Origin of the sequence: Actinoplanes missouriensis 431 (genome assembly GCF_000284295.1) — a bacterium.
Lineage (GTDB): Bacteria > Actinomycetota > Actinomycetes > Mycobacteriales > Micromonosporaceae > Actinoplanes > Actinoplanes missouriensis.
In genome coordinates, this window is record NC_017093.1 from 4,643,254 (window position 1) to 4,669,946 (window position 26,693).

Consider the following 26,693-nt stretch of genomic DNA (forward strand, 5'->3'; position numbering starts at 1 on the left):
GTCAGCCGCCGTACTTCTTGCGGTTCTGCTCGAGGATCTGATCGGCCTTGGCCGCCGCGTCGGACAGCGCCTTGGCCGGCTCCTTGCGCAGCAGCACCGACTCGTTGACCGCGGTGACCACGGTGTTCAGCGCGTCGCCGATGCCCGGCACCGACGGCGGGTAGTGCACGTAGTCGATCTGCTGGGCGAGCGCCGCCTGCGCCGGCAGCGCCTTGAACTCGGCGCTCTCCCGGACGTCCTTGCGGGCCGGCACCTGGCCGCCCTTCGCCCACTCCAGGGACTTCTGGCTGATCCAGTTGATGAACACCTTGCCGGCGGTGAGCTTGTTGTCGTCCTGACTGCGCTGCTTGAACTGGACGAACTGGTGGGAACCGGCCCACACCGCCTTCTGGGTGCCGATCTGCGGGACCGGCGCGGCGCCCCACTGCAGGTTCTTGTCCTCGGAGAGCGTGTTGATCGTCCAGATGCCGTTCCAGTTCAGCGCGTTCTTGCCGTTGCGCAGTGCCACCAGATCGGCGTCCTGCGCCACGTTGCGCGGGCTGTATCCCTTGCGGACCAGGTCGGTGTACCAGGTGAGCGCCTGCACGCCGGGGTCCTGGGCGAACGTGGCCTTCTGCGCGCCCGCGTCGAACAGGTCGCCGCCGAACTGCCAGAGCAGCGAGTGGAACCACATGCTGCCGGTGAACTGGAACGGGGTGGCCCAGCTGCCCTGCACGCCGGCCGACTTGAGCTTGTCCAGCGCGGTCAGGTACTCGTCGGCGGTGGCCGGCGGCTTCTCCGGGTCGAGGCCGGCCTTCTCCATGACGGTCTTGTTGTAGAACAGCCCGAGCGGGTGCACGTCGAGCGGGATGCCGTACCGCTTCTGGTTGTAGACGCCGGCCTGCCAGACCGGCGGCGAGAAGTCGTCCTCGGTCAGGCTCAGCGACGCGGCGAGGTCGTCCAGCGGCAGGATCACGCCGCGCGCGGCGTTGGTGGCGACGCTGTCGACGTGCATGATGCCCAGGTCGGGGCCGTTGCCGCTGGAGACCGCGGCGGGCACCTTCTGGTAGTAGTCGGCCCACTGGTAGACGTTCATCGACACCTTGATGTTCTGATGCTCGGTGTTGAACTGGTCGATGAGCGTCTTCATGAACGCGCCGTCACCGCCGGTGAAGCCGTTCCAGAAGGCGAGGGAGACGTTCGGGCCGGTGTAGGCGGTCGCGGCCGGCGCGGCGTTCGGCCCGCCGCCGGTGACCTTCTCGTTGGGACCGCTGTCCCCGCAGGCGCTGAGCAGAATCGCGGTCCCGGCGCCGGCGCCCAGCCCCAGGGCGCCGCGTCGGGTCAGATAAGGGTTCACTGTCTCTCCTCAAGGGTGAAGCTGAGCGCGTGCCAGGAGACGGGCGCGAGCAGGACTTCCGTGGTGCTGCGGGAAGACCCGAGCGTGACCCGCTCCGGGTGCTCAGCGGTGTTGGACAGGTGGGGGTCGTCGTTCGCCAGCACGAGGTGTTCGCCGGGTCGGTGCCCGCCGAACGCGCGCAGGTCGAGGTGCAGGGGAATCGGTTCGGTGCCGCGGTTGACCGCGAACACGGTGAGCGTGCGGCCGTCGAGGGTGGCGACCGCGTCGACGGCCGGCACGTCGCCGAACCGTCCGGTGGTCATGAGCGGCGCGGTCAGCGCGGGCCGCAGCACGGTGCCGCGGGCGAGCCGTGCGGTCTGCGCGAACGGGTGGAAGATCGTCTGCCGCCAGGCCGGCCCGCCGGGCGCGGTCCGGATCGGCGCGATGATGTTGACGAGCTGGGCCTGGCAGCCGACGGTGAGCCGGTCGGCGTGGCGCAGCATGCTGATCAGCAGGTTGCCGACCACCATCGCGTCGGTGACGGTGAAATCGTCCTCGATCAGCGCCGGGGTGTCCTCGATGCCGCGGTCCTCGGGCTCGACGAGCCGGGATTTGTACCAGACGTTCCACTCGTCGAGGGCGAGCCGGATCCGCTTGGTGCGGCGCAGCCGGGCGCGGACGTGGTCGGCGGTGGCGAGCACGTCGTCGACGTAGCCGTCCAGGTGCACCGCGGAGGCGCGGAAGCTCGCCTCGTCGCCGCGCTCGGGGTCGTAGTAGGTGTGCAGGGACAGGTAGTCGACCTGGTCGTAGGCCTGCTCCAGGACCGTCGCCTCCCACGCGGCGAAGGTCGGCATGTCCGCGTCGGAGCTGCCGCAGGCGACCAGTTCGATGCTCGGGTCGACGCGTTTCATGGCGTGCCCGGCCTGGGCGGCGAGCCGCCCGTACTCCTCGGCGGTGCGGCTGCCGATCTGCCACGGGCCGTCCATCTCGTTGCCGAGGCACCAGAGCCGGATGTCGTGCGGCCGGGCGACGCCGTGTTTGCGGCGCAGGTCGGCCGCGGCGGTGCCGTCGGCGAGGTTGCAGTACTCCACCAGCTCGGCGGCCTCGGCGGCGCCGCGGGTGCCGAGGTTGACGGCCATCATCGGCTCCACGCCGGCCAGGGCGGCCCAGCGCATGAACTCGTTGAGCCCGAACGCGTTGCTCTCGATCGAGCGCCAGGCCAGGTCGAGCCGGCGCGGCCGGTCGCCCACCGGGCCGACGCCGTCCTCCCAGCGGTACGCCGAGACGAAGTTGCCGCCCGGATAGCGCACCGTCGTCACGCCCAGCTCGCGGACCAGGTCGAGCACGTCGGTGCGCAGGCCGTCGGCGTCGGCCCGGGGATGCCCGGGCTCGAAGATGCCGGTGTAGACGCAACGGCCCATGTGCTCCACGAAGGAGCCGAAGAGCCGCCGGTCGACCGGGCCGACGACGAAGGACGGGTCGAGTGTGAGACGCGCCACTGTCATGGATCCTGTTTACAACGTTGGAACCAACGTTGTAAAGATGTTGTTACATGGCTCGATCTCGTTATCCGGCGGTGCTCTCCCGGACCACCAGCCGGTGCGCGACCCTGACCTCCCGGGGCGCGTCGGAGGCGGCCGGGCCGTCACCGAGCCGCTCGGCGAGCAGGTCGACGGCGAGACGCGCGATCCGGGCCGTGTCCGGCGCGACGGTGCTCAGCGTCGGGGTGCTGAACCGGCCGTCCTCGATGTCGTCGAAACCGATCACGGCCACGTCCTCGGGCACCCGCACGCCCTGTTCCAGCAGGGTGCGGATCGCGCCGAGCGCCAGCAGGTCGTTGAAGCAGAACACCGCGTCCGGTCGCCGGGGGCGCTGCAGCAGCGCGGCCATCGCGGCCGCCCCGTCGGCCCGGTGGAACCGCTCCACCCGGGCGACCAGCAGCGGGTCCCAGGCCAGGCCGGCCTCCTCGATCGCCGCGCGGTACCCGGCCAGCCGCTGATGCGCGGTCACCGCCGACGCGAAGTCCTGCGCGCCGATCGCCGCGACGCTGCGCCGGCCCAGCCCGCACAGGTGCCGGGTGGCGTCCGCGGCGGCCTCGGTGTTGTCGATCGCGACGTGGTCGGCCGGGCCGTGCCAGACCCGCTCGCCGAGCAGCACCATCGGCGTGTCCCCGCCGCGGGACAGCTCCTCGCCGGCCAGCGCCAGCGGGCTGAAGATCAGGCCGTCGATGGCGTGCCGGCGCAGCCCGGCCACCAGGTTGCGCTCCCGCTCGGCCTGGCCGTCGGTCTGGTCGATCAGCACGGTCCAGGAGCGCCGCTCGGCCGCCTGCACGATCAGCCCGGCCATCTCGGCGAAGTAGGGCGACTGCAGCTCCGGCACCGCGAGGGCGATCACGCCGGATCGCCTGGTCCGCAGCTGCCGGGCCGCCGCGTTGGGGATGTAGCCCAGCGCGTCGATCGCCTCCTGGACGCGGGCCCGCGTATCGGCCGACACGTGCGTGTAGCCGTTGACCACGTTGGAGACGGTCTTGATCGACACACCGGCACGCGCGGCGACGTCCTTCAGCCCAGGCGGCACAGCTGAGGACTATACAACGTTGTTAAACGGCGTCGCTGCCGCTGTCGTGGACCACGACAGCGGCAGCGACGATCGATCAGCCGGTGATGCCGTAGACCTTCGGCACCGTCAGGGTCCGCTTCTTCGCGGTCCCGCCGATGATGATCTGGCGCAGCGCCGTGTTGTTGCTGGTGCTCAGCTCGGCCAGCTTCTTCGACGGGTTCGCCAGCACCTGGATGTAGTAGGTGCCGTTCTTCAGCTTGGTGATGTCGAACGACTGACCCGGCCGGTCCTGGCTGTACGTGTCACCGTTGCCGATGTCCAGCACCTCGCGGACCGCGACCACGGTGTTCGCACCGCAGGACGTCGCCAGGTCGGTGTTCTCCGGCCGCCACTTCGCGCCCGCCATCGTGTAGTCGACCGCGTCCGTGTTGGCCAGGCAGAACGCCTCCTTGCCGCTGCGCACGGCCAGTTTCTTGTCGGCCGCGAGCAGGTTGTACTGCGCGAAGTCGGTGAAGTGCCAGTGCAGGTGACCCTCGCGCGCGTCCCACTCCATGGTGCCGGCCGGCCGCGACCCGACCTGCTTGCCCTTGGCGTCGAAGAAGTACTGGTACGCGTCCATCAGCTCGGTGCCGGTGCGGCGGAACCCGTCGACGAGCAGCGGGGACGTGCCGGCGTTCCACACCGTCGCGCCGAAGTTGACGTACCACTTGCCGTCCGGCTTGCCGGTCTTGGAGTTGACGCCCTCGGCGAGCGAGATGCCCCACGCCGGCAGCGACTTGAGGTCCGGCTTCGGCCCGGTCGCGGGCGCGGCCTTCAGCTGCGCCGGGCGGCGGGCGGCGGCCCGGAACTCGGCCAGCCGGGACGAGACCTGGCGGCTGGCGTCGCCCTCACCGTGGTGCAGGCCGTGACCCCCGGCCGTCTTCGGCTTCGCCGCCGCGGCCGCGGAGGCCCGCTTCTCCTCGTTCTTGACGTCGGCCACCGTCACGGTCACCTTCGCGGTGGCCTTGTTCGCCGGGATCGCGAACATCTTCTGGTACTTCGCGTTCACCGTGGCCGTCACGGTGTACTTGCCGGCCTTGAGCTTGGACAGGCCGGCGCCGTTCACCGGCTGGTCGGTCACCGTCGCGTCCCACCCGGCCTGGACACCCCAGACCGCGCCGAGGGTGAACGGGTTCTCCCCGCCGCACCGGGTCGGGTACGGGTTGGTCGCGGGCGCGTCCCGCCGGGTCCGCCCCGAGGAGTACGAGTTGCCGCAGAACGGGGTCTTGTACTGGGTGACCACCTTCCCGGCCTTGTCCTTGAAGACGATCGTGGTGAAGTCCTTGAGGCCGGAGAAGTCCGTCACCGTGCCGGCCGGAAGCGCGACGGCCGTTTTCTTACCGCCCTTGACCACCATCCGGTGGGCGGTGACCGGCTTGTCGTAACCGGCGCGCTTGGCCCGGATCTCGAACGCGTCCTTACCGGCGATCACGTGCAGCCCCAGGTCCAGGGCGATGTAGACGCCCTCGCTGTCGCTGTACCGCTCGGCCGTGACGTTCGGCGTGGCAGCCAGGAACGTGAACGCGGGCGGGGCGGCCGCCGCTTCGGCGACGCCCACGCCGGCGACCGTGAGCGCGATCGCGCCCGCCGCCGCGGTGACCGCTCGCCACCGGAATTCGATCATGGAGTCCTCCCCCGTCGCGCGGCCGGCGAGGAGTCCGGCCGCTCTGCAGAGACATCGAACGCGGGAAGCTGTGAAGCCGCTGTGAAGAGCCGGAGGGTTGGCACGTACCGGGGAGAGATGCAATAGACGAACGTCTATCTTTATAAATACTCGCGTTCATCGATGGACGTGATTCCCTCGGGGGCGGTCGAATCCTACGGGGGAGGTTCTACGCCCATGTCCAGCCACAGGTTTCCGCGTGCCCGCCAGGTCGCGGGCTTCTGCGCGGCACTACTCGTCTTCACCCTCGCCCCGCCGGTCTCCGGGCCGGCCCGGGCGGAACCCGGAGCGGTTCCCGGCGTCACCGACGGCGCCGATCCGCAGCAGCGCGGCCTGCCGCCGAACGCCGCCTCCACGAAAGCCGTCACCGACAGCGAGCGTCCCCCGGTCGTACCCCCGCTGGTGAAAGCCGGCGGCGAGCCGGAGAAGGCCGCGGCAGATCTGCGGGCGGCGAAAGCGCTCGCGCCCGGCGAGGCGTTCCGGGACCTGCTGCTGCGGCCCGGTTTCGTGGTCGGCGACACGTCGCTCGTCGTCTACTTCAACCTCGCCGACGCCGGCTTCGAGACGTGGCGGGTCGACCTGTTCGACGTCGCGTCCGGCACCAAGCAGGAGTCGGTCACGCTCGGCAAGGACGCCCTGGAGACCAGCAGGTGCGGGCAGCCGCGCACGTTCTGCAAGTCGCTGGGCACCGCCGAGGGCTGGCAGCTCGACGCGGCCAAGCAGTACTTCGTCACGATCACCGGCCTCTACCCGGACGGTGAGGTCCCGTCGGCCGCGTCCGACCAGTCGGCGCCGCGCGCCACCGTCGACCCGCCCGCGGTACCGGACCGGCAGGCGGCCGGCTGCGGGTGCAGCGTCGCGCTCGGGATGACCGACGCGAGCCAGGCGATCCGGGCCAACGGCGTGAACACCGGCACCGGCGCGTTCACCCGCGCCGAGCAGGATCTGGCGCTCACCTCGTTCGCGGTGGGCTTCGACTCCACCCGGGCGTACTCCTCGCTGAACACCGGCCCGTCCGCCTTCGGACCCGGCTGGGCGTGGGCGTACGACCTCAAGGTGACGCCCGCCGAGGGCGGCGCGATCGTCCGTGCCGAGGACGGCTCGGACACCCTGTTCGCGGCCGACGGCGACGGGTACCGCCGCCCGCCGGGCGTGCGCTCCACGCTGCGCCGCGCCGGCGACGGGTGGGAGCTGGTGACCCGCAACAACATCGTCTACGCGTTCGACGCGCCGGGCCGGCTCACCTCGATCCTCAACCCGAGGCAGCAGGGGCTGCGGTTCGCCCACGGCACGAACAGCATCACCGTCACCGACGCGTCCGGGCACAAGGCGCTGGTCAAGCTGGACGGCGGCCGGATCGAGTCGATCCTGCTGGAGGACCTGCGCAAGGTCCAGTTCTGGTACACCGACGGGCTGCTCACCAAGGTCCGCGACGCGCGCGGCGAGATCTGGCAGTACAAGTACGACGCCGGCGCCCGGCTCACCAGGGTGATCGACCCGTACCACGTCACGACCGTCACCAACGAGTACACCGAGACCGGCCGGGTGACCCGGCAGCTCGACGCGCTCGGCGCGGCCACCACGTTCGCCTGGGACCCGGCCAAGCAGGAGGCGAAGACCACCGACGCCGACGACGTGGTGGTCTGGGACGGCTACCAGGGCAACGTGCTGCTCTACACCCAGCGCGGCAACGGCGACACCAGCCACCACCGGTACGACGGCACGCTCAACCGCAACCTGGTGGTCAACGGCAACGCCAACCAGCACGAGACCGCCTACGACGCGGCCGGCAACCCGATCGAGCGGTTCGCCCCGCAGCGCCGGTTCAGCGAGAAGGTCTCCTACGACGCCCGCAACAACCCGACCAGCCACGTCGACGCCAACGGCGAGAAGTGGACCGACGAGTACAACGAGTTCGACGAGCTGATCAAGAGCACCGACCCCGAGGGTCACTCCATCACGTACGCCTACGACGCGCGCGGCCTGGCGGTCAGCCGTACCGACGCGCGCGGCAAGGTCACCAGGTACGAGACGATCGCCGCCGGTGAGCGCAACTCCGGCCTGGTCGAGGCCGTGGTCAGTCCCGAGGGCCGCCGGTCGTCCTCGGTGTACGACAAGACCGGCCGCACGATCGTGTCGATCGACCCGCGGAAGAACGCCACCAAGATCACCTACGACGACCAGGACCGGGTGGTCGCGACACTGAAGCCGGAACGGCTCACCCCGACGGTCGCGGTGTACGACCCGACCGGCCGTCTGGCGCGCTCGGTGACCCCGGCCGGCGTGACCACCTCGTACGCCTACTACCCGACCGGTCTGGTCAAGACGGTCACCGGCGAGCGGACCACGGGCCGGATGACGTACACCGCGGCGGGCCGGCGGCTCACCTCGGCGGTCGACATGAAGGACGAGCCGGACCTGGTGACGAGCTGGACCTACAACCCGAAGGGCCTGGTCGAGACGGTCACCTCGCCGCGCGGCAACCTGCCCGGCGCGGCCAAGGCGGACTTCACCACCACGTACGTCTACGACCGCAACGACAACCCGATCCAGCTGCGGCGCCCGTACCCGGGCGGCAAGGTCGTGGTGAAGGACATCGCCGTCGACGACCTGGACCGGACCACCTCGACGACCAACGGGCTCGGCAAGACGTCGAGCTTCGAGCGGGCCAACACCGGCGAGGTCACGTCCACGACCGACGCGCTGGGCCGCAAGACGTCGATGACGTACGACCGGGCCGGGCAGCAGACGTCGATCACCGACTCCGGCGGCAGCCAGACCAAGACCGAGTACGACCCGGCCGGCAACAAGATCAAGGAGATCTCCCCGGTCGGCGGCGTGACGACGTTCGAGTACGACGGCGACGGTCTCCTGATCGCCAGGACCGAGCCGCGCGGCAACGTCGAGGGCGCCGACAAGGAGCAGTTCACCACCCACTACGAGTACGACGCGGCCGGCAACCAGGTCCGGGTGATCGACCCGCTCGACCACGAGACCAAGTACAAGTACGACGACGCCAACCGCCTCGTCGCGACGACCGACGCGAACAGCAACACGACGCGGTACACGTTCACCGCCGACGACCAGACCCGGACCGTGACCGAGCCGGACTCGGTGCTGGGCGCCTCGACGGTCTACGACTACGGCCGGGACGGCGCGGTCGAGGCCGTGATCGACCCGCGCGGCAACCGCGTCCGGATCGAGTACGACGAGGCGGGCCGCCCGGTCCGCAGCATCGACCCGCTGGGCCGGTCCACCACCATCACCTACGACGCGGAGAACAACCCGGTCAGCCAGCTGTCGCTCGACACGCTCGAGCTCCCGTGGCTGATCAGCGACAAGGAGAAGGCCGAGCGGACGATCGTCGACGAGTACGACATCGTCGGCCGCCACACCTCACGGGCCCTCGGCAACGCCGGCCCGGTCTACCGCTGGGGTTACGACGCCGAGGACCGCACCACCTCCTACGGTGACCCGCTCGGTGTCCGCGAGGTGACCTACGACGACGAGGACCAGATCAAGTCCGTCACCCGCAAGGAGGCCGGTCGCGCCGACGAGACGTTCACCTACGGGTACGACGTGCGCGGCAACGTCACCTCCCGGCAGTACCCGGACGGCACCACTGTCGGCTACGACTACGACGCCGACAGCCGGGTCACCGCGCTGAACACGGCCGGCGCGAGCTGGACCTTCGGGTACGACATCGCCGGCCGGCGGACCAGCACCCGGCTGCCGGAGGGCACCGGACTGGTGGAGAACCGCTCCTACGACCAGGCCGGCCGGCTCACCGCGGTCGGCACCGAACGGGTCGGCGACCCGGTGCCGGGCGTACAGGACCCGGTGTCGCGGTACGACATCAGCCTCGACCCGGTCGGCAACCCGACCCGGGTGATCACCACGCGCGGCGGTGTGGCCGAGTCGGTGGCATACGCGTACGACGAGAACGACCGGGTCACCTCGGCCTGCTACGCGGTCGCGAGCTGCACCGGCAAGGACGTGAAGCCGGCCGGCCGGATCGACTACACGTACGACCTGACCGGCAACCGCACGTCGCAGAAGCGCACCGGCACCGCCGGCGAGGACGTCACCACCTACAAGTACGACGCGGCCAACCAGCTGCAGTCGGAGCACCTGGTCGGGCGCGCGCACCTGCGCACCACGCTGTACGACTACGACGAGCGGGGCAACCAGGTCAAGGCGGGCGGCGACAAGCTCACCTACCACCTGGACAACAGCGTCGCGACGGCCGCGGTCAACGGCATCACGACCGCGTACTCGTACGGCGCCGAAGGGCTGCGGCTCGCCGCCACCGCCGGTGCCGACGTGCAGCGGTTCTCCTGGGACATGGCCGGCACGCTGCCGCAGATCGCGGCGGACACCGTGGAGCGGGGCGGCGCGATCCTGGAGAAGCGGGAGTTCGCGTACGGGCCGGACGACGAGCCACTCGGCCTGATCGACGAGGCCGGCACCACGCACTCGTACACCCACGACTGGCTCGGCGGCATCGCGAACCTGCTGTCACCGACCGGGACCGTCGAGGCCGGCTACGACTACGACCCGTTCGGCAACCCGCGGGTGGGCGAGTCACTGGCCGGACAGCAGATCCCGGAGGGAGCGAGCCCGGAGAACCCGATGCGGTTCCACGGGGCGTACCAGGACTCCAGCACGGGTGAGGGCAACTACTTCCTGCGGGCCCGCAACTACGACCCGGAGACCGGCCGGTTCGCCACCCGCGACCCGATGCCGGTCACCCAGGAGGCGACCTCGGCGTACACCTACGCCTCGAACAACCCGCTCGCGTTCTCCGACCCGACCGGCATGGTCCCCGCGGCCGGCGACACCGGCGCCGCCACCACCGGGACCGATGGCACGACGGTACCGACCGGGCCGTCGCCGGAGGACATCGCCAAGGCCAACCAGCTGCAGTCGAAGAGCACCCTGGACGTCATCCTGGAGGCCGGCGGCCAGATCCTGATGGAGTTCCTCGGTATCAACGACCTGATGAACTGCCTCAAGGGCGACCTGGGCGGTTGCGCCATGATGATCGTCGGCGCGCTGCCCTGGGGCAAGATCTTCAAGGCCAAGAAGATCGCCGAGGCGATCTACCGGGCCGGCAAGGCCGTGATCACCTTCTTCTCCGAGTTGAAGTGGGCCCGGATGATCCTGGCCGGGGCGGAGAAGGCGGCCGAGGCGGCCAAGGCAGCGGCAGCGGCGGCGGCCAAGGCAGCGGCGGAGAAGGCGGCCAAGGCGAAGGCAGCGGCCGAGGCAGCGGCGAAGAAGGCCGCGGCCGAGGCACAGGCCCGGGCCAAGGCGCAGGCCGCGAAGCTGAAGGCGAAGACCAAGAAGGGCTCCGGCGACGCCAAGTCCGGCCCGAAGGGCTGCAAGAACGAGATGCGGGAGGCGCACAGCTTCACCGCCGCGACCCGCGTCCTGCTGGCCGACGGCGCCGCCGAGTCGATCGCCGACCTCAAGCCGGGCGACACCGTGACCGCCACCGACCCGGAGACCGGCGAGACCGGCGCACGGCAGGTGGAACGCACCATCCGCACCGACGACGACAAGCAGTTCGTCGACGTCACGGTGGCCGGCGGCGGCGAGCTCACCACCACGGCGACACACCCGTTCTGGTCCGTGACCAGGAAGGCGTGGGTCGACGCCGGAGACCTCCGGGTCGGCGAGAAGCTGCGCACCGACGAGGGCGAAGAGATCACGATCAAGAGCCTTCGGGGGTACGAGGACTCGCAGCGCACGTACGACCTGACCGTCAACGACCTGCACACGTACTACGTGTTCGCCGGTGACGCCCCGGTCCTCGTCCACAACTGCGGGAAGGACCAGGGAATCTACGAGTTCCCGGACCAGCACAACCCCGGTAAGACCTACGTCGGCAAGTCGATCGACCTGACCGACCGTCTGGGCAAACACCTCCGCAGTGGCCGGCTGAGGAGCCTGGACGATGTCAAGATCACGCATGTCTGTGGCTGCGAGGATGATGTGTTCGTGGCCGAGCACCTGCGGATTCAGCATTTGCGTAAACTGGGTGTCCCCTTGTCGAACGACATCAATTCACCCGGAAAGAAGATCCTTGAAGAGCGCGCCCAGCCGATGCTTCCCGGAGCCGAGGATTGGGGGCAATGATGCCGAGTGACTTCTGGTCCGTGATCGGATCGAATGTGATCACCAGCCGGGCGGACGTCACGGCGGCGCTCGATCGGGTCGAGCAGCGTCTGCGGGAGCTGGACCCGCCGGACCTGGTCGCCTTCGAGGGTCAGCTGGATCAGAACCTGGATGCGCTGGACCTGAGCTCACTGGCGTCCATCCCCGTCGAACTGGCGGGAGGGCTGGTCCTGGAGCAGACCACCGATCATTTCCTGTACGCGCGGTGTGCCTGCCTGCTCGCCGGGCGCGAGACGGCCCGGTCGGTGCTCGAGGAATCGGAGCGGTTCAGCGACTTCGTCGCCCCCGCACTCCAATCGGCCGAGTCCTTGCTCTACCTGGCCAGGAAGGAATACGAGAAGCGCACCGGTGAGCCGATGAGCTGATCGACCGTCAGGGAAAGCGGCCCGTCCGCGTGGCACGACTGCCACGCGGGCGGGCCGCACCGCCCCCGGGATCGTAAGGTGAGGGCCGTGACAGCTGAACGCTCCGACGAGGACGACGGCTTCGCCGGATCCTTCCGCGTCTTCGCCCACCACGGACTGCTGATCTTCCGGGACGTGCGGTCCACGGAAACCCATGACGGCTACGACGGCCGCGTCCCGGTGCACGCCCGGCCCGACTCGGTCTACCTGAAGGTCCGCAACGCGGTGGACGGGCCGGTGTCGGTGGACGTGTTCGAGCACGAGTCGGACGATCTGACCCTCGACGCGGTCCTGTTCGACGGCGCCGTCTCCTCGGAGCACGGCGAGTTCGTCCTGCACGACCCGGACAACGGGATCTCGATGAAGGTGATCACCGACAGCCCCGGCGAGGCCCGCTTCCGGGTGTCGGCCGACGCCGAACGCTTCACCGCGGCGCTCCGCCTGCAGATCTGGTACTGAGGTCACTCGCCCGCATCGAATTCGGGCGCGCAGCCGTTCGGGCGATCGGCTTCTGCGTGCGCCGATCGCCCGTGCCTCGTCAGTCGCGGGCGGAGCGGACCGGCGGGCGGGGGGCGTGACTCGGCGTGTGCTCACCCCTGCCGTCCACCGTCACCGCCCCGCGCCGCGGCAACCCGTCGATCAGCCCGTCGAGCCGCTTCAGCTTGGCGTCGCCCGCGTCGGCCAGATAATCGTCCGGATGCGTCGCGTCCACGCCGCCCGCGTTGCCCACCGCCCGCAGGATCAGCGTCCCGGCCACCGTCACGACCAGGTTGGCGATCAGGGCGACGATCCCGACGTACACGCTGCTGCCGTTGTCGAGCGGCCAGCTCGACCCGCCGAAGTGCCCGGTCCCGTCCACCTTGGGGATGTCGTAGAGCATCCACACCCCCACCCCGAGACCGGTGAACAGGCCGGCGAGCAGCGCCGCCCGGTGAAACCACCCGGTCAGCAGGCCGACGAACACCGCCGGGATGGTCTGCAGGATGATCACGCCACCGATCAGTTGCAGGTCCACCGAGAACGTCGGGTCGACGGCGAGGATCAGCGCGGCCGCACCGAACTTGACCAGCAGGGACACCCAGCGGCTGACCCGCGCCTCGACGGCCGGGGACGCGGCCGGGCGCAGGTAGGGGCGGAACAGGCTGCGGGTGAACGCGTTCGCGGCGGCGATCGACATGACCGCGGCCGGGATGAGGGCGGCGACGCTGAGCCCGGCGTACGCGATTCCCGCCGACCAGCTCGGGAAGTACTCGTGGATGAGCCGGGGCACGACGGTGTTCAGGTCGCCGTCGACCGGCGTGATCCCCCGGGACAGCGCGAAGAAGCCGAGCAGCGCCATGAGGGCCAGCGCCATGCAGTAGATCGGCAGGGCGGCGGCGTTACGCCGTACCGTGGCCCGGTCTTTCGCCGCGAGCATCCCGACGAGCGCGTGCGGATAGGCGAAGATCGCCAGGGCCGAGCCGATCACCAGGGTGAGGAAGCCGAGGTGGCCGGTGGGCGGCAGCAGCAGCCCGTCGGCCGGGTTCTTGGTGGCGGCGAAGTGCTCGGCGGACTGCTGGAAGGCGTGGTCCCAGCCGCCGTACATGGCGACCATCAGCACCGCGGTCAGCAGCATCCACGCCATCAGCACGTCCTTGACGACCGACAGCAGGGCCGGGGCGCGCAGACCGGAGCGGAACGTGCACACCGACACTACGGTGACGGCGGCCAGCAGGGGCCACTCGCCGCCGAACCCGACCGTCCGCAGGACCGCCTGCAGGGCCAGGAGCTGTACGGCCACGTACGGCATGGTGGCGACGATGCCGGTGACCGCGACCGCGGCACCGAGGCCGGGTGAACCGAACCTCGCGTTCACGAACTCGCTGAGCGTGACGAACCCGTGCCGGCGCGACACCGACCAGGCGCGCGTGGTGAAGAGGAACGTCATCGGCGTCGTGATGATCGCGAACGGCACCGCGAAGTACCCGATCGCGCCGACGCCGTAGGTGAGCGCGGGCACGGCGATGAACGTGTACGCGCTGTACATGCTCCCGCCGATCAGGAACCAGGTCACCCAGTTGCCGAACGAGCGCCCGCCGACGCCCCACTCCTCGAGGCTGTGCGGGTCGGCCGGCGCCCGCCAGCGGGCCGCGCCGAAGCCGAGCACCAGCACCACGCCCATCAGGACGAGGAAGACCCCGACCTCGATCTCCCGGTCAGTCACGGTCATCCCCCAAAGAAGAGGGAGACTCCAGGGACCGGGTGGCGAGGTAGACGCCGGTGATCACGACGATCGCGAGCACCGCGCACGCGAACTGGTACCAGAAGAAGAACGGCACGCCCATCAGCGTCGGCTCGATCCGGTTCGCCAGCGGTGTGAGCAGCGGGGCGGTGGCGGGCAGGATCAGCAGCCACTGCCAGTGACGCGATCGTGGGGCGGGTGTCGGCATCGGTCTCCTCGTCGAGATCGCGTCAGCCAGCAATCTTGGCAATGCCGCACCATAAGCAGTCGTCGATCAGTTACGCCACGGTTGCGACGCAAGCTGCGACAGCTGTCTCAGCACGCCGCCAGCAGCAGGGTCCGGGCCGCCTGTTCGGCCACGCCCAGGTCGGCACTGCGGCCCGCGACCAGCTCGGCGTAGAGGGCCGACTCGATGATCCGCACGTAGAGGTAGGCGGTGTCGGCGCTCGCCGCGTCGAGCCCGACCTCGTGGAAGATCTCCTGCTGGGTGACGACCACCCGTTCGGTGAGCCGGCCGGTGTGGGTCAGGAGGATCCGGGACGCGGCGTCCGGCTCGGCGGCGAGGAACCGGCGGAACGGCTCGGAGGCCAGCAGCTGCTCGGCGAAGAGATGGGTCACCTCGATCGCGCCATCGACCCCGCTTCGGGTACGCCGTCGCCGCGCCTCACCGAGCATCCGGTCACCGAGCCGCCAGAGCACGTCGCTGAGCAGCCGGTCCCGGCCGTGCGTCACCCGATAGAGGGTGGCCCGGCTGATGCACATCGCGGCGGCGAGACCGTCCATGTCGATCGTGCCGTGCCGCAGGAAGAAGTGACACGCCGCGCGGATCACCTCGTCGTCGCTCACCACTCGACGCCCGTTCACGCTCAGCACCGTACCGTTCACCCGCGCACTTCGATGCCCCGCCGGATGCGAGGATCACGGAGTGGATCTCGAAGCCCAGCGGCGGCACATGCTGACCGGCGCGATGTACAACGACCTCACCGACGAGCTCGTGCAGGCGCGGCAGCGGACCGTGCTGCTGACCGACGAGTACAACGCGAGTTTCGGCCGCGCTCAGGAGGAACGGGAGACAATCCTGCGCCGGCTGCTGAAGTCGGTCGGTGAGGGCTGCCATTTCGAGCCGGTGTTCCGCTGCGAGTTCGGCTTCAACATCAGCGTCGGCGACCACTTCTACGCCAACTTCGACTGCGTGATGCTCGACGGCGGCGGGATCACCATCGGCGACCACGTCCTGTTCGGTCCCCGCGTCGGCGTCTACACCTCGAACCACGCCATCGACGCCGCCGAGCGGGTGGCCGGCGGCTGTTACGCCCGGCCGGTCACCATCGGCGACCGGGTGTGGATCGGTGGCGGTGTCACGATCAATCAGGGCGTCACCATCGGTGACGACGCGATCGTCGGCTCGGGGAGCGTGGTCACCCGGTCCGTCCCGGCCGGCGTGATCGCGGCCGGGGTGCCGGCCCGGGTGATCCGCGAGATCACCGAGGCCGACCGGACCGGGTTCACCCCGTAGCCCGCCCGCGGCTGACGCCGCTGCTCGCGCGGGGGCTGACGCCGACGCCGCTGCTCAGGCCGCGGTGAAGAGCAGCGACACGTTCTGCCCGCCGAACCCGAACGAGTTGCAGACCGCCGCGCGCACCTGCTGGCGGCGCGGTTTGTCGGTCACCACGTCGAGTTTCACCTCGGGCGCCTTGTTCTCCAGGTTCAGCGTGGCGGGGATGACGCCGTCGCGGAGGGTGAGCAGCGTGATGATGCTCTCCACCGCGCCGGCCGCGCCGACCAGGTGACCGAGCGCGGATTTCGGGGCGGTCAGCACCACGTCGTCGCCGAGCGCGGCCTGGATCGCGGCGGCCTCGCCGACGTCACCGACGACCGTGGACGTGGCGTGACAGTTCACGTGGTCCACATCGGCCGGGGTCAGCCCGGCGGTGGCGACCGACGCCCGGATCGAGCGGATCTGGCCGGTCCCGGCGGGGTCCGGCCCGGTGATGTGGTGCGCGTCGGAGGTGACCCCGAACCCGGCGAGACGGCCCACCACCCGGGCGCCGCGCGCGGCCGCGAAATCGGCCCGCTCCATGACCACCACGCCGGCGCCCTCGCCGAGCACGAACCCGTCCCGGTCCACGTCGAACGGACGGGACGCGCGCTCCGGCTCGTCGTCGCGCTTGGACAGGGTGCGGGCCTGGGCGAACCCGGCGATCGTGAGCGGCGTGATGCACGCCTCCGCGCCGCCCGCGACGACCACGTCGGCCTCCCCCGAGCGGATCAGGCGGGCGCCGAGGGCCAGCGCCTCGGCGCCGGACGCGCACGCCGACACCGGGGTGTAGGTGCCGGCCTTCGCGCCGAGCTCGATGCTCACCCAGGCCGCCGGCCCGTTCGGCATCATCATCGGGATGATCAGCGGGGAGACCTTCTGCGGGCCCTTCTCCTCGATCAGGTCGTCCTGCCCGAGCAGTGTGGTGACCCCGCCGATGCCGGTGCCGATCACCACGGCGATCCGCTCCGGCTCGGCCGCGGGGGCGCCCGCGTCCGCCCATGCCTGCTGCGCGGCGACCAGCGCGGCCTGCTCGCAGCGATCCAGGCGGCGGGCCTGCACACGCGGCAGCACGGTGTCCGGGGAGACCGCCATCGGGGCAGCCATCCGTGGGGACAGCTGCTCCCAATGCGCGTACCCCCGCAGTTGCTCGTCGACCCGCCGCACCCCCGAACGGCCGTCCAGCAGACCCTGCCAGAGGGTCTCCACGTCCCCGCCCAGTGGGCTGGTGGCACCCAGCCCGGTGATCACGACGTCTGGGGCACTCATCCGGTTACTCCCTACACGGTGGCGATGGGCTTACCCTCCACCGTAGAGCCACCGGCCGGATCCGCCGCCACCACGCGCGGGACACGGCGTGCCGCGACGAGCACCGCGATCGGCACGACCAGCAGCGCAGCGCCGGGAACGAAGGAGACGCCGTCGGCCGGATACCCGGTTCCCTCGATCGAGAACAACAGGTTCGGCGCGATCGACAGGAAGAACACGGCGGCCAGCCAGAGCACCACGGTCCCCGGGATTCCCGCCACAACCATGCCGAGGGTACGGGGTATCGAACGCCCCCGATGCCATCCGGCGAGGGCGGCCGTCAGCACCGCGAGCGGCATCCCGGCGAACGCCCCGTAGAGCGCGTTCCCGGTGTCCTCGGAGGTCACCGGCACCGGCAGCAGCCCGCTCACGGTGACCGCGGCGGCCGGCAGCGTGAGCAGCGCCAGGGCCGCCCACCAGGGCAGCCGGAGCCGGCTCAGCGTCACCGCGGCGATCGCGGCCAGCAGCACGCCGAGCACCGCCAGCCCGGTGGTGGTCAGCACCAAGCCGCGCGGCAGGAACGGGTGGTTCACGCCGGGCGTGCCCTGCGCCAGCAGCAGCGGCGCACAGCAGGCCGCGATCACGGCAGCCGCGGTCACCCGCCGCCGCACCAGCTCGTCGAGCAGCCCCGCGCCGCCCGTTCCCGCGCCCGGCGACGCCTCGCCCTCGTGGCCGCCGTGCGCGGCGACCGCGTGCCGCGTGCTGCCCGTCGGCGCCCCGGCGCTGTCGGCTGCCTGCCGGGTTTCGGGAGCCGGGCCGCCGGCGGTGAACCAGGTGGCGGCCGCGGCGGCGGCGCCGATCAGCAGGGTGAGGCGCAGGCCACCGCCGCCGGTGACGCCGGTACGCAGCAGCACGCCGTCCGCCGCGACCAGCAGCGCGGCGAAGACCAGGGTGGCCACGCCGGCCCGGCGGCGGTCCGCGGCGGCGACCAGCATGCCCGTCGCGGCGAGCAGGATCGCGCCCCAGCGCAGCTCGGCCACCCACAGGTAGATCTCGCCGTCACCGCCGGGCATCGGCGCGGTCGCGGACACGCCCGGCATCGCCGGGTCCAGGACGGCGAGCGTGTAGGCCCAGCCGGTCACGGCGAGCGCGACGCACGCGGCGCCCACGGCGGTGAGCAGGGTGACCGGCACCGGACGGGCGTCGTCCGCCACCGGGGTCCGCTGCGGCGCCGTCACGGGTTCCGGGTGTTCCTGCGGGCGGGACGCGGCCACGCCGTACGCGAGGGCGAGGGCCGCGAACCCGAGCAGCGTGACCGCCCACGGTCCGAGGTGGTAGAACGACCGGCTGCTCAGCGCGCCCTCCTCGATCGTGGTGAACGCGAGCGGCGGCTCACCGCCGGTCAGCGACGCCGCGATCACCCGCAGCCCGCCGGCCAAGCCGCCCGGGCCGGACAGTGCCAGCGGCAGCGTCGCGGCGACCGCGGCGACCGCGCTGACCAGCGGCGCGACGAGCAGCAGCAGCCCGGCCCGGAAACGGCCGCGGGCGACCGCGACGCCGGCCAGGGCGATGCCGGGAACCCAGATCAGCAGCCCGGCCACGTACCCGAAGATCTGGATCGGGTCCTGGTCGGGAAGCGCCGGGGCGAGCAGGGCGGGCGCGAGCAGCAGCGGGGCGAAACCGGCCGGGGTGGCCGATCCGAGGCGGCCGCCGGCCTCGATCGGGAGCCGCCGGCCCAGCCATCTGCCGGCGGCCAGGCACCAGAGGACGACGAGCACGCCGCCGGCGAGGGCGGAGGGCCACGGGCCGAACCGGTAGTCGCCGAGGCCGAGCAGCGGGAACAGCACCCGGACGAGCGCTGCCGCGAGCTCGGCGACACCGAGCGTCAGCAGCCCGGCGAGGAGCACCGCGCCGGCCGGGGTCAGCGTCCCGGTGGTCTCGGCCCAGCCGCGCGGGGCGCCGCTGACGTCGCGGACGGGTGGGGCGGTGAGCAGGCTCACGGCGTACCCGATGGCCTGTCGTGTGCCCCGGGGTTCGTCGATGATCGCGGCGAGCTCGGCGTGCCACTCGCGGGCCATCTCGTCGCGGATCTCGGCCGGCCAGCGGCGGGCGGCGAGGTCGAGGGCCCGGTGGGCGAGGCGGTCGAGGACGTTCACGCGGGCCTCGTTTCCGGGGAGCCGCCGAGAGCCCGGTCGAGCTGCCGGCGCAGAGCCGCGAGCTCGGTGCGGGCCGCGACGAGGCCGTCCGGGGTGAGCTTGTAGTAGCGCCGGGCGGGGCGACCGGCGGCGACCGGATCGACGTCCTCCCACTCGGCCTGCACCCAGCCGGCGCGCTGCAGCCGGAGCAGGATCGGATAGAGCGTGCCGCTGGGGTGGCCGCTGGCGCGCATGAGGTCGAGGCCGTAACGCTCGGCCTCCGGGTCCTCCAGAAGCGCGGCGAGCACCTTCGACACGGCGGTCGTGACGCGGACGGGCGTGGTCATGCCGGACACCGTAGCCGACCCTCGAACGGTTTTCTACATAGGGTCTCGCGAGCGTGGACGCGCTAGGTTGGCGTCAGCAGCAGGCGCCGTGAGAGGAAAGACGTTGTTCGACCACTTCCTGGTATCCGTCGTCATCATCCCGCCACTGCTGGTGATCGCGGTGCGTCTCGTCGCCGAGCACCTGCCACCCCGGATCGCCGCGTCCGCGGTCGCCTGGTCGGCGGCCGGCGCCGCCCTCGCCAGCCTGGCGAACCTGGCGGTCTTCGCACTCAAGGCGGTCGCCGAGATCCCGCCGGTCGGGCGCGTTCTCGGCTGGTCCGCCCAGGTCGTCGCGGACGACACGGCCCACGAGCCGTGGGTGTCGTCGCTGAGCGTGCTGCTGCTGGCCGCCGCCACCGTCTCGCTCGTGCGGACCTGGCGGCGGCAGGATCGCCTGCTGTCCATCGCCGGGCGGTCCGACGAGCCGGTGGTGCTGGTCCCGGACCCGGCGGCGCACGCCTACGCCGTGCCCGGCCGGCCCGGGCACGTGGTGGTGACCACCGGCATGCGCGACGCGCTCTCCGCCGAGCAGTTCGCGGCGCTGCTCGCCCACGAGAAGGCCCACCTGGACGCCCGCCACCACCGGCTGGTCCGGGTCAGCGAGCTCGCGTCGGCCGCGCACCCGGCACTGTGGTGGGTCACCCGGCAGGTCGACTACCTGGTGGAACGCGCCGCCGACGAATGCGCCGCGACGGTGGTCGGCTCCCGCCGCACGGTCGCCGAGGCGATCGGCATCGCCGCGCTGGCAGCAACCCCCCGCCCCGCCGTCGGCCTGCACGCGGCCGGCGGCGTGGTCCCCCGCCGGGTGAGCAACCTGCTGCGGCCGCCGGGGCGCCGGACCGCCGCGATCCTCTGCGCGCTGCCCGTCGCACTCGCCGCGTTCTCCCTGATCTGGACCGGCGAGGCCGCCTACGACCTCGGCGAACTCCTGCACGCCGCGATGGTCGTTCGATGACAGCCGAAGCTGTCGTGGATGTCGAGTCGGCGTTCCCACCGCACCGCTACCAGCCCGGCGCGTCACCACGGGTCAGATCCTGCCACCGGTCCACGAGCCGACCGGGCCGGACGTCGACCCACCAGATCCACGCCAGCTGCCGCAACAGCTCATACGTGGCGGGCATCGGCATGTCGACGAGCACCCGCCGCAGCTCCGGCGGCGCACTCTCCGACATCAGCGCCAGCCAGGCGACGACGGCGCCCAGCCGGGCACCGGACGCTGACGCCGGCTCGGACCACAGTGTTCGTGTCCAGGTCATGGCCTGCGCAAGCTGATCTCGTTCGTTGTCGTGCTGCGCAAGACCAACGACGAGATCCATCTGTACGGCCGGATCGCGCTCGACACCAAGCCGCTCCCACAACGCGTCGGCGATCTCCTGACCTGCTGGCAGTGAGGTCACCAGGACATAGGCCGCGCGTCCCCGGACGTGCGGATCGTCGTCGTTCAACAGGGTGATCAGCGGGCCGGCGTCTCGCCCGATCATCATGCGGACCGCTTCGACAGCCCAGTTCTCCAAGTATCCCCAAGAGTCGTACCGCGCCAGCGGCCCCATCGTCCGCAGCAGCCCGGAGCGCGAATCCTTACCGAAGACGTCCATGCGCGCCAGATCCCCGGCGAGCTGAAGCGCCTCGGTGCGCACCGGGCCGCTTCCCTCTTCGGCCAGGCGGATCAGCGACGGCACCACGCAAGCACCGAAGACGCCGGTGACGCCGTCGTCGCAGGTCAGACCCCGCAGATCGGACAATGCCCGGGTGACAGCAGCGGCCTCCCCCGCGATGAGGCCCCGGATGCCGTCGCGAACCTCGACGAGCCGCTCGTCGTTCCGCAGCGACTCGTCCCACACAAAGTCATCGACAGTGACAGGCCTGCGGGGAAGGGCGGCGACGATCGCACGCACATCGAATTCGGGCAGCCACGGCTCGTCGACGTCGCCGGCTTCCCAATCTCCGCGTGCCATCGCCCGCCCTCCCTTGATGTTCTCAATGGCTTCCCGCACGTATTCGCGGTGCCAAGTGTCCGGCATCGATCCAACTGGCGAGGGCCGGAACCCAGAACGGGTGGTTGTCAGTCGCAGTGACAATGGCCGTCCTGTCGCCGTGGTCGCCGTCGACGTCGATGGTGACCTCGACGAGCTTTTTGTATCCGTCGCCGACGATGACCGCGGTGACCGGCTTGCCGGTGGTGATCCCGGTGATCGGTTCGGTGGACAGGACCCAGTCGCCGACCTTCACCCGTTCGATGGCGACGGTGGTGCCGTCGGCCGGCAACACCGGGGTACCGAGTAGGAAGCCGTTCGCCCCCCTGCATCCCCTGTCGTCGTCCTTGAGCTTCTTCTTGCGTTTGGCGATGCCCGGGTGACCGTTATTCACGGGTTTCGCCGGCCGCGCCAAGAACGCTGACCACTTATTCATTCGACCGTCAATGCTCGCCCGGTCTCAATACAGGCACCGATGACCCTCACCATACTGTCGAGGGTAGCGAGCTGATCGGATTTCATCTCCGGCTCTGCGGTGCCGGCATAGGCGCCCTTGTACCACGCAGAAAGTATTTCATTCAACCGAACGTATACCGGTACACACTCCGGGGCCGGCAGTTTTCCATCAGGGAAGGCATCGGGATCGAACATCGGCCTCAGCGGAGTCTCGATGTCATGCCACGGCTTATCCCCTCCATAGCCGACCATATCAGCGAGGCCTATCCCCTCCTCAGCCGCCAATAGGCGCTCGAAGGCATGAAGATGCGCCCACCCGAAATCGGCCATGAGGTTGTCATGGATCGGATCAGGCTCATCTCCCCGATCAACTCGGTAAGTCGCACCCACCAGCACTCCTCCCCTGGAAGCTATAGCCGGATGGCCGCCAGAATCCTGGCGGCCATCCGTCCATCAATCGAACGAATCGAAGTTCGTCAGATCCAACTCTTTGCTCTGCCAGATCTCACTCGGCGTATTACCGTAACGCTTCAGACCGTCCAGAGAAATCGCTAGGTCGTAGTTTCGAGTGTCATATACGGCGTCCCTGACCTTACCTATCCATGGTGGATGGGATTCACCCCGCGGAATCGCTCGCAGACTTCGATCATTGTAGGTTTCAACGACACGCCCGGGGTTGGCAGATCGAAGCTCAGCGGCCAACTGCTCGCCTGCAGCCCTAACACCCAGGACCGCCGTCTTGCAGGGGTCACTGTTATGGACGAGGACCGGGCGGCTTCCGGCGAGCACATAGTACGTATGCAGGTCCGCGACAGTGAGGTTGTGAACACGGGTGTTCGCGGTGTGATGGCCGATCGCCGAGATCTGGACGTGGGTTCCGGCGCTTGTTCGCAGCCACTGCTGCGGCGACATCTGGACCTGCAGCATCGGCAGCAACCAGAAGTGGCACAAGGCCTACTTCTAGAACGTGACAGGTGCGCGGCTGCCATCAGGCAGCCCCGCACCGCCGTGTTCGCGGCCCCGGAGCCACGAACGAAACCAAATCTTCGGGTACGGGCCCGCCGGCGCCCACCGCGTTAGGCCCCCACGAGCAGGACCGCGTAAGGGCCTGCGGTAACAATCGTGACGGCTGCGGGCCCGGGACCCCGTGCGCGGGCTTGCCTGGCTCGGCGAACGAGTGGGCGTCGTCGTTCAGGTGCGGCGCCCCGGACGCCCGCTCCACCTGCCCAGCCAGGCGGCGAGATCACCGTCACGGCATGGAAGTGTCCAGGGCATTTGACTTCTACAACTGAATAGAAGAAGGTTGGCCTCACCAGCACTTAGGTATGCCTTACCTCAGGAGCCGAGTTGAGCGCCATCTACCTGATCGGTCTCCGTGAAGGCCTGGAGATCACCCTGGTGGTGTCCATCCTGGTCGCCTTCCTGGTCAAGACCGATCGCCGGCCCCTGCTGCGCCACGTCGCGGCCGGGGTCGCCGCAGCCGCCGTCCTCTCCGTCGCGGTGGCGATCCTGCTGCAGGCCGGGGTCGCCCGGCTGTCGTTCACGCAGCAGGAGCTGTTCGAGGCGATCGCGTCGTTCGTGGCCGTCGCGTTCGTCACCTGGATGATCTTCTGGATGCGCCGGATGGCCCGCAGCATCGGCAGTGAGCTGCGCGGCCGCATGGAGGAGGCGATCCGGGTCGGGCCGTTCGCGATCGCCTCGGTGGCGTTCCTCGCGGTGGTCCGGGAGGGCCTGGAGACCTCGATCCTGTTCTACGCCGCCGCGCAGGGCGCCGGGGACAACTCGCGGCCGCTGCTCGGCATCACGCTGGGGCTGCTCACCGCGGTCGTGCTGGGCTGGCTGCTCTACGTCAGCGCGGTCCGGATCAACCTGTCCCGCTTCTTCACCTGGACCGGCGCGCTGCTGGTCCTGGTCGCGGCCGGCATCACCAAGTACGGGGTGCACGACCTCCAGGAAGCCGGCGTGCTGCCCGGCCTGGACACCCAGGCGTTCGACGTGAGCGGCGCGTTCCCGCCCGACACGTGGTACGCCGAACTGCTGCGCGGCATGGTCAACTTCACGCCCGCGCCGACGGTGCTGGAGACGGTCGCCTGGCTCGCGTACGGCATTCCGGTCCTCGTGCTCTTCCTGTGGCCCGCCCGCAAACCCACCCTGCAGAAAGTTTCTTAGGAGAACCATGCGCCGCCTGACCGCCGCTTCCGCGGCAACGCTCCTGCTGCTCGCCGGCTGCGGGTCGTCCACCGACGACGCCGGCGGCGCGGCCGGCGACGGTTCGATCGCCGTGGCCGCCTCGGACACCACCTGCGACGTCGCCAAGGCCGAGTCTGCCGCCGGGACCGTCACCTTCGCGATCGCCAACAAGGGCAACAAGGTCACCGAGTTCTACGTCTACGCCCCCGGCGACCGGGTGATGGGCGAGGTGGAGAACATCGCGCCCGGGCTCTCCCGGGAGCTGCACGTAGAGCTCGCCGCGGGGACCTACGAGACCGCCTGCAAGCCCGGCATGGTCGGCAAGGGCATCCGCAACGGGTTCACCGTGACCGGGTCCAGCGCGCCGCTCACCGAGGATGCCAAGCTGGCCCAGGCCACCAAGGACTACCAGCGGTACGTGAAGAGCCAGACCGCCGCCCTGATCGAGAAGACCACCGAGTTCGTGACGGCGGTGAAGGCCGGCGACGCGGCGAAGGCGAAGGCGCTGTTCCCGGTCTCGCGCACCTACTGGGAGCGGATCGAGCCGGTCGCGGAGATCTTCGGCGACCTGGACCCGGCGATCGACGGCCGTGAGGACGGACTGGAGCCGGGACAGGACTTCACCGGGTACCACCGGATCGAGAAGGACCTCTGGCAGACCAAGGACATCAGCAAGTCCGGCCCGATCGCCGACAAGCTGCTGGTCGACGTGCAGAAGATCGTCGACCAGGCCAACAGCGCCGCACTGTCCCCGCTGCAGCTCGCCAACGGCGCGAAGGAACTGCTCGACGAGGTCGCCACCGGCAAGATCACCGGCGAGGAGGACCGCTACTCGCACACCGATCTGTGGGACTTCGCCGCCAACGTGGAGGGTTCCCAGGCCGCGATCGCGGCGCTGCGCCCGGCGCTGGAGGAGAAGGACCCGGCGCTGGTGAAGACGCTCGACGAGAAGTTCGCGGCGGTCGAGGCGTCGCTGGAGAAGCACCGGGCCGGTGACGGCTGGAAGCTGCACAACCAGCTGACCGAGGCCGACCTCAAGGTGCTCAGCGACCACATCAACGCGCTGGCGGAGCCGATCAGCAAGGTCGCTGCTCTCGTCGCCGGCAAGTAACTACGGCTGTAGTCCGACCGTACCCAGGGAAAGGTTGGGAAAGAGTGAAGCGCCGCAGCATGATCGGGCTGGCCGGGGCCGGCGTCGCCGGGATCGCCGCCACCAGTGGCGTGCTCGCCCTGACCGAGGAGGAGCGTCAGCCGCCGCCGGCGACGAGCGGCGACGCGATCCCCTTCTACGGGGTACGGCAGGCGGGCATCATCACGCCCGCCCAGGATCGGCTCCACTTCGTGGCGTTCGACGTCACCACCAGCAAACGCGCGGAGCTCGTGGCGATGCTGGAGAACTGGACCGCCGCCGCCGCGCGGATGACCGCCGGCCTCGACGCCGGCACGATCGGCGCGGTCGGCGGCATCCCGGAGGCCCCGCCGGACGACACCGGCGAGGCGATCGGGCTGCCCGCCTCGGGGCTCACGCTGACGATCGGATTCGGTCCCAGCCTGTTCCGTAAGTTCGGCCTGAGCGGGCAGCGCCCGGAGGCGCTGGAGGATCTGCCGCACTTCCCCGGCGACGCGATCGAGGAGAAGATCTCCGGCGGCGACATCTGCATCCAGGCCTGTTCCCATGATCCGCAGGTGGCGGTGCACGCGGTGCGCAACCTGGCGCGGCTCGGCATGGGCGTGGTGAGCGTGCGGTGGTCGCAGCTCGGATTCGGACGCACGTCGTCCACGTCGACCTCGCAGGCGACGCCGCGCAACCTGTTCGGGTTCAAGGACGGCACGGCGAACCTCAAGGCCGAGGAGCCGGCCCTTCTCGACGAGCATCTGTGGGTGCGCGACGGGGACGGGCCGGCCTGGCTGACGGGCGGATCGTACCTGGTCAGCCGGAAGATCCGGATGGTCGTGGAGACATGGGACCGGACGCCGCTGGGTGAGCAGGAGGCGATCGTCGGGCGGACCAAGGGCACCGGGGCGCCGCTCTCCGGCGGGCAGGAGTTCGACGAGCCCGACCTGTCCGACAAGTCGGCGATCCCGGTCGACGCGCACGTGCGGCTCGCGCACCCGACGCAGAACCAGGGCGCGCGGCTGCTGCGCCGCGGATACAACTTCGTCGACGGGTCCGACGGGCTCGGCCGGCTCAACGCGGGGCTGTTCTTCCTCGCCTACCAGCGGGACCCGCGACGCGGGTTCATCCCCGTGCAGACCTCGCTGGCCAGGAGAGACTCCATGAACGAGTACATCCGGCACGTCTCCAGCGGGATCTTCGCCTGTCCGCCCGGGCTGCAGGCCGCCGACGACTTCTGGGGCCGGTCACTGCTGGCGTGAGCTTTCAACACGTA

Annotated in this window: 22 protein-coding genes; 8 read left to right on the forward strand and 14 right to left on the reverse strand. The window is 70.3% G+C overall.

Annotated features, from left to right (window positions below; all coding sequences use genetic code 11):
- Position 1: 1 nt before the first annotated feature.
- The 4 genes from AMIS_RS21760 to AMIS_RS21775 form a co-directional block, all read right to left on the reverse strand.
- On the reverse strand, positions 2–1,336 hold the full coding sequence (locus AMIS_RS21760) for an ABC transporter substrate-binding protein (RefSeq protein WP_014444534.1): 1,335 nt from the start codon (positions 1,334–1,336) through the stop codon (positions 2–4).
- Entirely contained in the window at positions 1,333–2,820 is a 1,488-nt protein-coding gene (gene arfA, locus AMIS_RS21765) for an arabinosylfuranosidase ArfA (RefSeq protein ID WP_014444535.1), read from the reverse strand. The genes AMIS_RS21760 and arfA overlap by 4 nt, the downstream gene beginning before the upstream one ends.
- Positions 2,821–2,881: 61 nt before the next feature.
- Positions 2,882–3,892 carry a LacI family DNA-binding transcriptional regulator gene (locus tag AMIS_RS21770; protein WP_014444536.1) on the reverse strand — a complete coding sequence of 337 codons (1,011 nt, stop codon included), beginning with the start codon at positions 3,890–3,892 and terminating at the stop codon, positions 2,882–2,884.
- Positions 3,893–3,968: 76 nt separating this feature from the next.
- A complete protein-coding gene (locus AMIS_RS21775; protein ID WP_014444537.1) occupies positions 3,969–5,537 on the reverse strand; it encodes a lysyl oxidase family protein in 1,569 nt (522 codons plus the stop codon).
- Positions 5,538–5,753: 216 nt separating this feature from the next.
- On the opposite strand from AMIS_RS21775, the gene AMIS_RS21780 reads away from it, so the two are divergent.
- The 3 genes from AMIS_RS21780 (at position 5,754) to AMIS_RS21790 (ending at position 12,616) form a co-directional block, all read left to right on the forward strand.
- Positions 5,754–11,714, forward strand: a complete 5,961-nt coding sequence (locus AMIS_RS21780) for a polymorphic toxin-type HINT domain-containing protein (protein ID WP_014444538.1) — start codon at positions 5,754–5,756, stop codon at positions 11,712–11,714.
- Positions 11,711–12,118 (forward strand): DUF4240 domain-containing protein, encoded by a 408-nt coding sequence (locus AMIS_RS21785; RefSeq protein ID WP_014444539.1) that lies wholly within the window; start codon positions 11,711–11,713, stop codon positions 12,116–12,118. The genes AMIS_RS21780 and AMIS_RS21785 overlap by 4 nt, the downstream gene beginning before the upstream one ends.
- An 87-nt stretch (positions 12,119–12,205) precedes the next feature.
- Positions 12,206–12,616 (forward strand): hypothetical protein, encoded by a 411-nt coding sequence (locus tag AMIS_RS21790; protein WP_041829962.1) that lies wholly within the window; start codon positions 12,206–12,208, stop codon positions 12,614–12,616.
- A gap of 79 nt (positions 12,617–12,695) precedes the next feature.
- Here the strand turns inward: AMIS_RS21790 and AMIS_RS21795 are convergent, their stop codons facing one another.
- The 3 genes from AMIS_RS21795 to AMIS_RS21805 all read right to left on the reverse strand — a co-directional run bounded on the left by AMIS_RS21795 (position 12,696) and on the right by AMIS_RS21805 (position 15,242).
- Positions 12,696–14,366 carry a sodium:solute symporter family protein gene (locus AMIS_RS21795; protein WP_231859050.1) on the reverse strand — a complete coding sequence of 557 codons (1,671 nt, stop codon included), beginning with the start codon at positions 14,364–14,366 and terminating at the stop codon, positions 12,696–12,698.
- Positions 14,353–14,586, reverse strand: a complete 234-nt coding sequence (locus tag AMIS_RS21800) for a DUF3311 domain-containing protein (protein WP_014444542.1) — start codon at positions 14,584–14,586, stop codon at positions 14,353–14,355. The genes AMIS_RS21795 and AMIS_RS21800 overlap by 14 nt, the downstream gene beginning before the upstream one ends.
- A 107-nt stretch (positions 14,587–14,693) precedes the next feature.
- Positions 14,694–15,242: a QsdR family transcriptional regulator gene (locus AMIS_RS21805; protein WP_197537962.1), complete on the reverse strand. Its 549-nt coding sequence runs from the start codon at positions 15,240–15,242 to the stop codon at positions 14,694–14,696.
- Positions 15,243–15,303: 61 nt separating this feature from the next.
- On the opposite strand from AMIS_RS21805, the gene AMIS_RS21810 reads away from it, so the two are divergent.
- Positions 15,304–15,894 (forward strand): sugar O-acetyltransferase, encoded by a 591-nt coding sequence (locus AMIS_RS21810; RefSeq protein WP_014444544.1) that lies wholly within the window; start codon positions 15,304–15,306, stop codon positions 15,892–15,894.
- A gap of 54 nt (positions 15,895–15,948) precedes the next feature.
- Here AMIS_RS21810 and AMIS_RS21815 read toward each other — a convergent pair whose 3' ends face one another.
- From AMIS_RS21815 to AMIS_RS21825, 3 genes are read right to left on the reverse strand one after another with little or no spacing between them, the layout of a single operon-like run.
- Positions 15,949–17,184 carry a beta-ketoacyl-[acyl-carrier-protein] synthase family protein gene (locus tag AMIS_RS21815; RefSeq protein WP_014444545.1) on the reverse strand — a complete coding sequence of 412 codons (1,236 nt, stop codon included), beginning with the start codon at positions 17,182–17,184 and terminating at the stop codon, positions 15,949–15,951.
- Positions 17,185–17,195: 11 nt separating this feature from the next.
- Positions 17,196–19,319 (reverse strand): hypothetical protein, encoded by a 2,124-nt coding sequence (locus AMIS_RS42810; RefSeq protein WP_014444546.1) that lies wholly within the window; start codon positions 19,317–19,319, stop codon positions 17,196–17,198.
- Positions 19,316–19,645: a PadR family transcriptional regulator gene (locus tag AMIS_RS21825; protein ID WP_041829963.1), complete on the reverse strand. Its 330-nt coding sequence runs from the start codon at positions 19,643–19,645 to the stop codon at positions 19,316–19,318. Before AMIS_RS21825 ends, AMIS_RS42810 begins: the two co-directional genes overlap by 4 nt.
- Before the next feature lie 88 nt (positions 19,646–19,733).
- Between AMIS_RS21825 and AMIS_RS21830 the strand changes: the two genes are divergently transcribed.
- Positions 19,734–20,639, forward strand: coding sequence for a M56 family metallopeptidase (locus AMIS_RS21830; protein WP_231859051.1), 906 nt, complete (start codon positions 19,734–19,736; stop codon positions 20,637–20,639).
- 46 nt (positions 20,640–20,685) lie between these two features.
- Here the strand turns inward: AMIS_RS21830 and AMIS_RS40715 are convergent, their stop codons facing one another.
- The 4 genes from AMIS_RS40715 to AMIS_RS42815 form a co-directional block, all read right to left on the reverse strand.
- Entirely contained in the window at positions 20,686–21,705 is a 1,020-nt protein-coding gene (locus AMIS_RS40715) for a hypothetical protein (RefSeq protein ID WP_172666610.1), read from the reverse strand.
- The gene (locus AMIS_RS21840; protein ID WP_172666611.1) at positions 21,662–22,051 is read right to left on the reverse strand and encodes a polymorphic toxin-type HINT domain-containing protein; all 390 of its coding nucleotides are present in this window, start codon (positions 22,049–22,051) and stop codon (positions 21,662–21,664) included. Before AMIS_RS21840 ends, AMIS_RS40715 begins: the two co-directional genes overlap by 44 nt.
- A gap of 38 nt (positions 22,052–22,089) precedes the next feature.
- Positions 22,090–22,503 (reverse strand): hypothetical protein, encoded by a 414-nt coding sequence (locus AMIS_RS40720; RefSeq protein ID WP_157434969.1) that lies wholly within the window; start codon positions 22,501–22,503, stop codon positions 22,090–22,092.
- Between the two features lie 63 nt (positions 22,504–22,566).
- Positions 22,567–23,040, reverse strand: a complete 474-nt coding sequence (locus tag AMIS_RS42815) for a hypothetical protein (protein WP_014444552.1) — start codon at positions 23,038–23,040, stop codon at positions 22,567–22,569.
- A 420-nt stretch (positions 23,041–23,460) separates the two neighbouring features.
- Between AMIS_RS42815 and efeU the strand changes: the two genes are divergently transcribed.
- Genes efeU through efeB form a run of 3 tightly spaced genes read left to right on the forward strand, consistent with a single transcriptional unit; the run spans position 23,461 to position 26,679 of the window.
- The gene (gene efeU / locus AMIS_RS21850) at positions 23,461–24,282 is read left to right on the forward strand and encodes an iron uptake transporter permease EfeU (protein ID WP_014444553.1); all 822 of its coding nucleotides are present in this window, start codon (positions 23,461–23,463) and stop codon (positions 24,280–24,282) included.
- A gap of 7 nt (positions 24,283–24,289) precedes the next feature.
- Positions 24,290–25,414: an iron uptake system protein EfeO gene (gene efeO, locus AMIS_RS21855; protein ID WP_014444554.1), complete on the forward strand. Its 1,125-nt coding sequence runs from the start codon at positions 24,290–24,292 to the stop codon at positions 25,412–25,414.
- Positions 25,415–25,458: 44 nt separating this feature from the next.
- Positions 25,459–26,679 carry an iron uptake transporter deferrochelatase/peroxidase subunit gene (gene efeB, locus AMIS_RS21860; protein WP_083888679.1) on the forward strand — a complete coding sequence of 407 codons (1,221 nt, stop codon included), beginning with the start codon at positions 25,459–25,461 and terminating at the stop codon, positions 26,677–26,679.
- Positions 26,680–26,693: the final 14 nt, after the last annotated feature.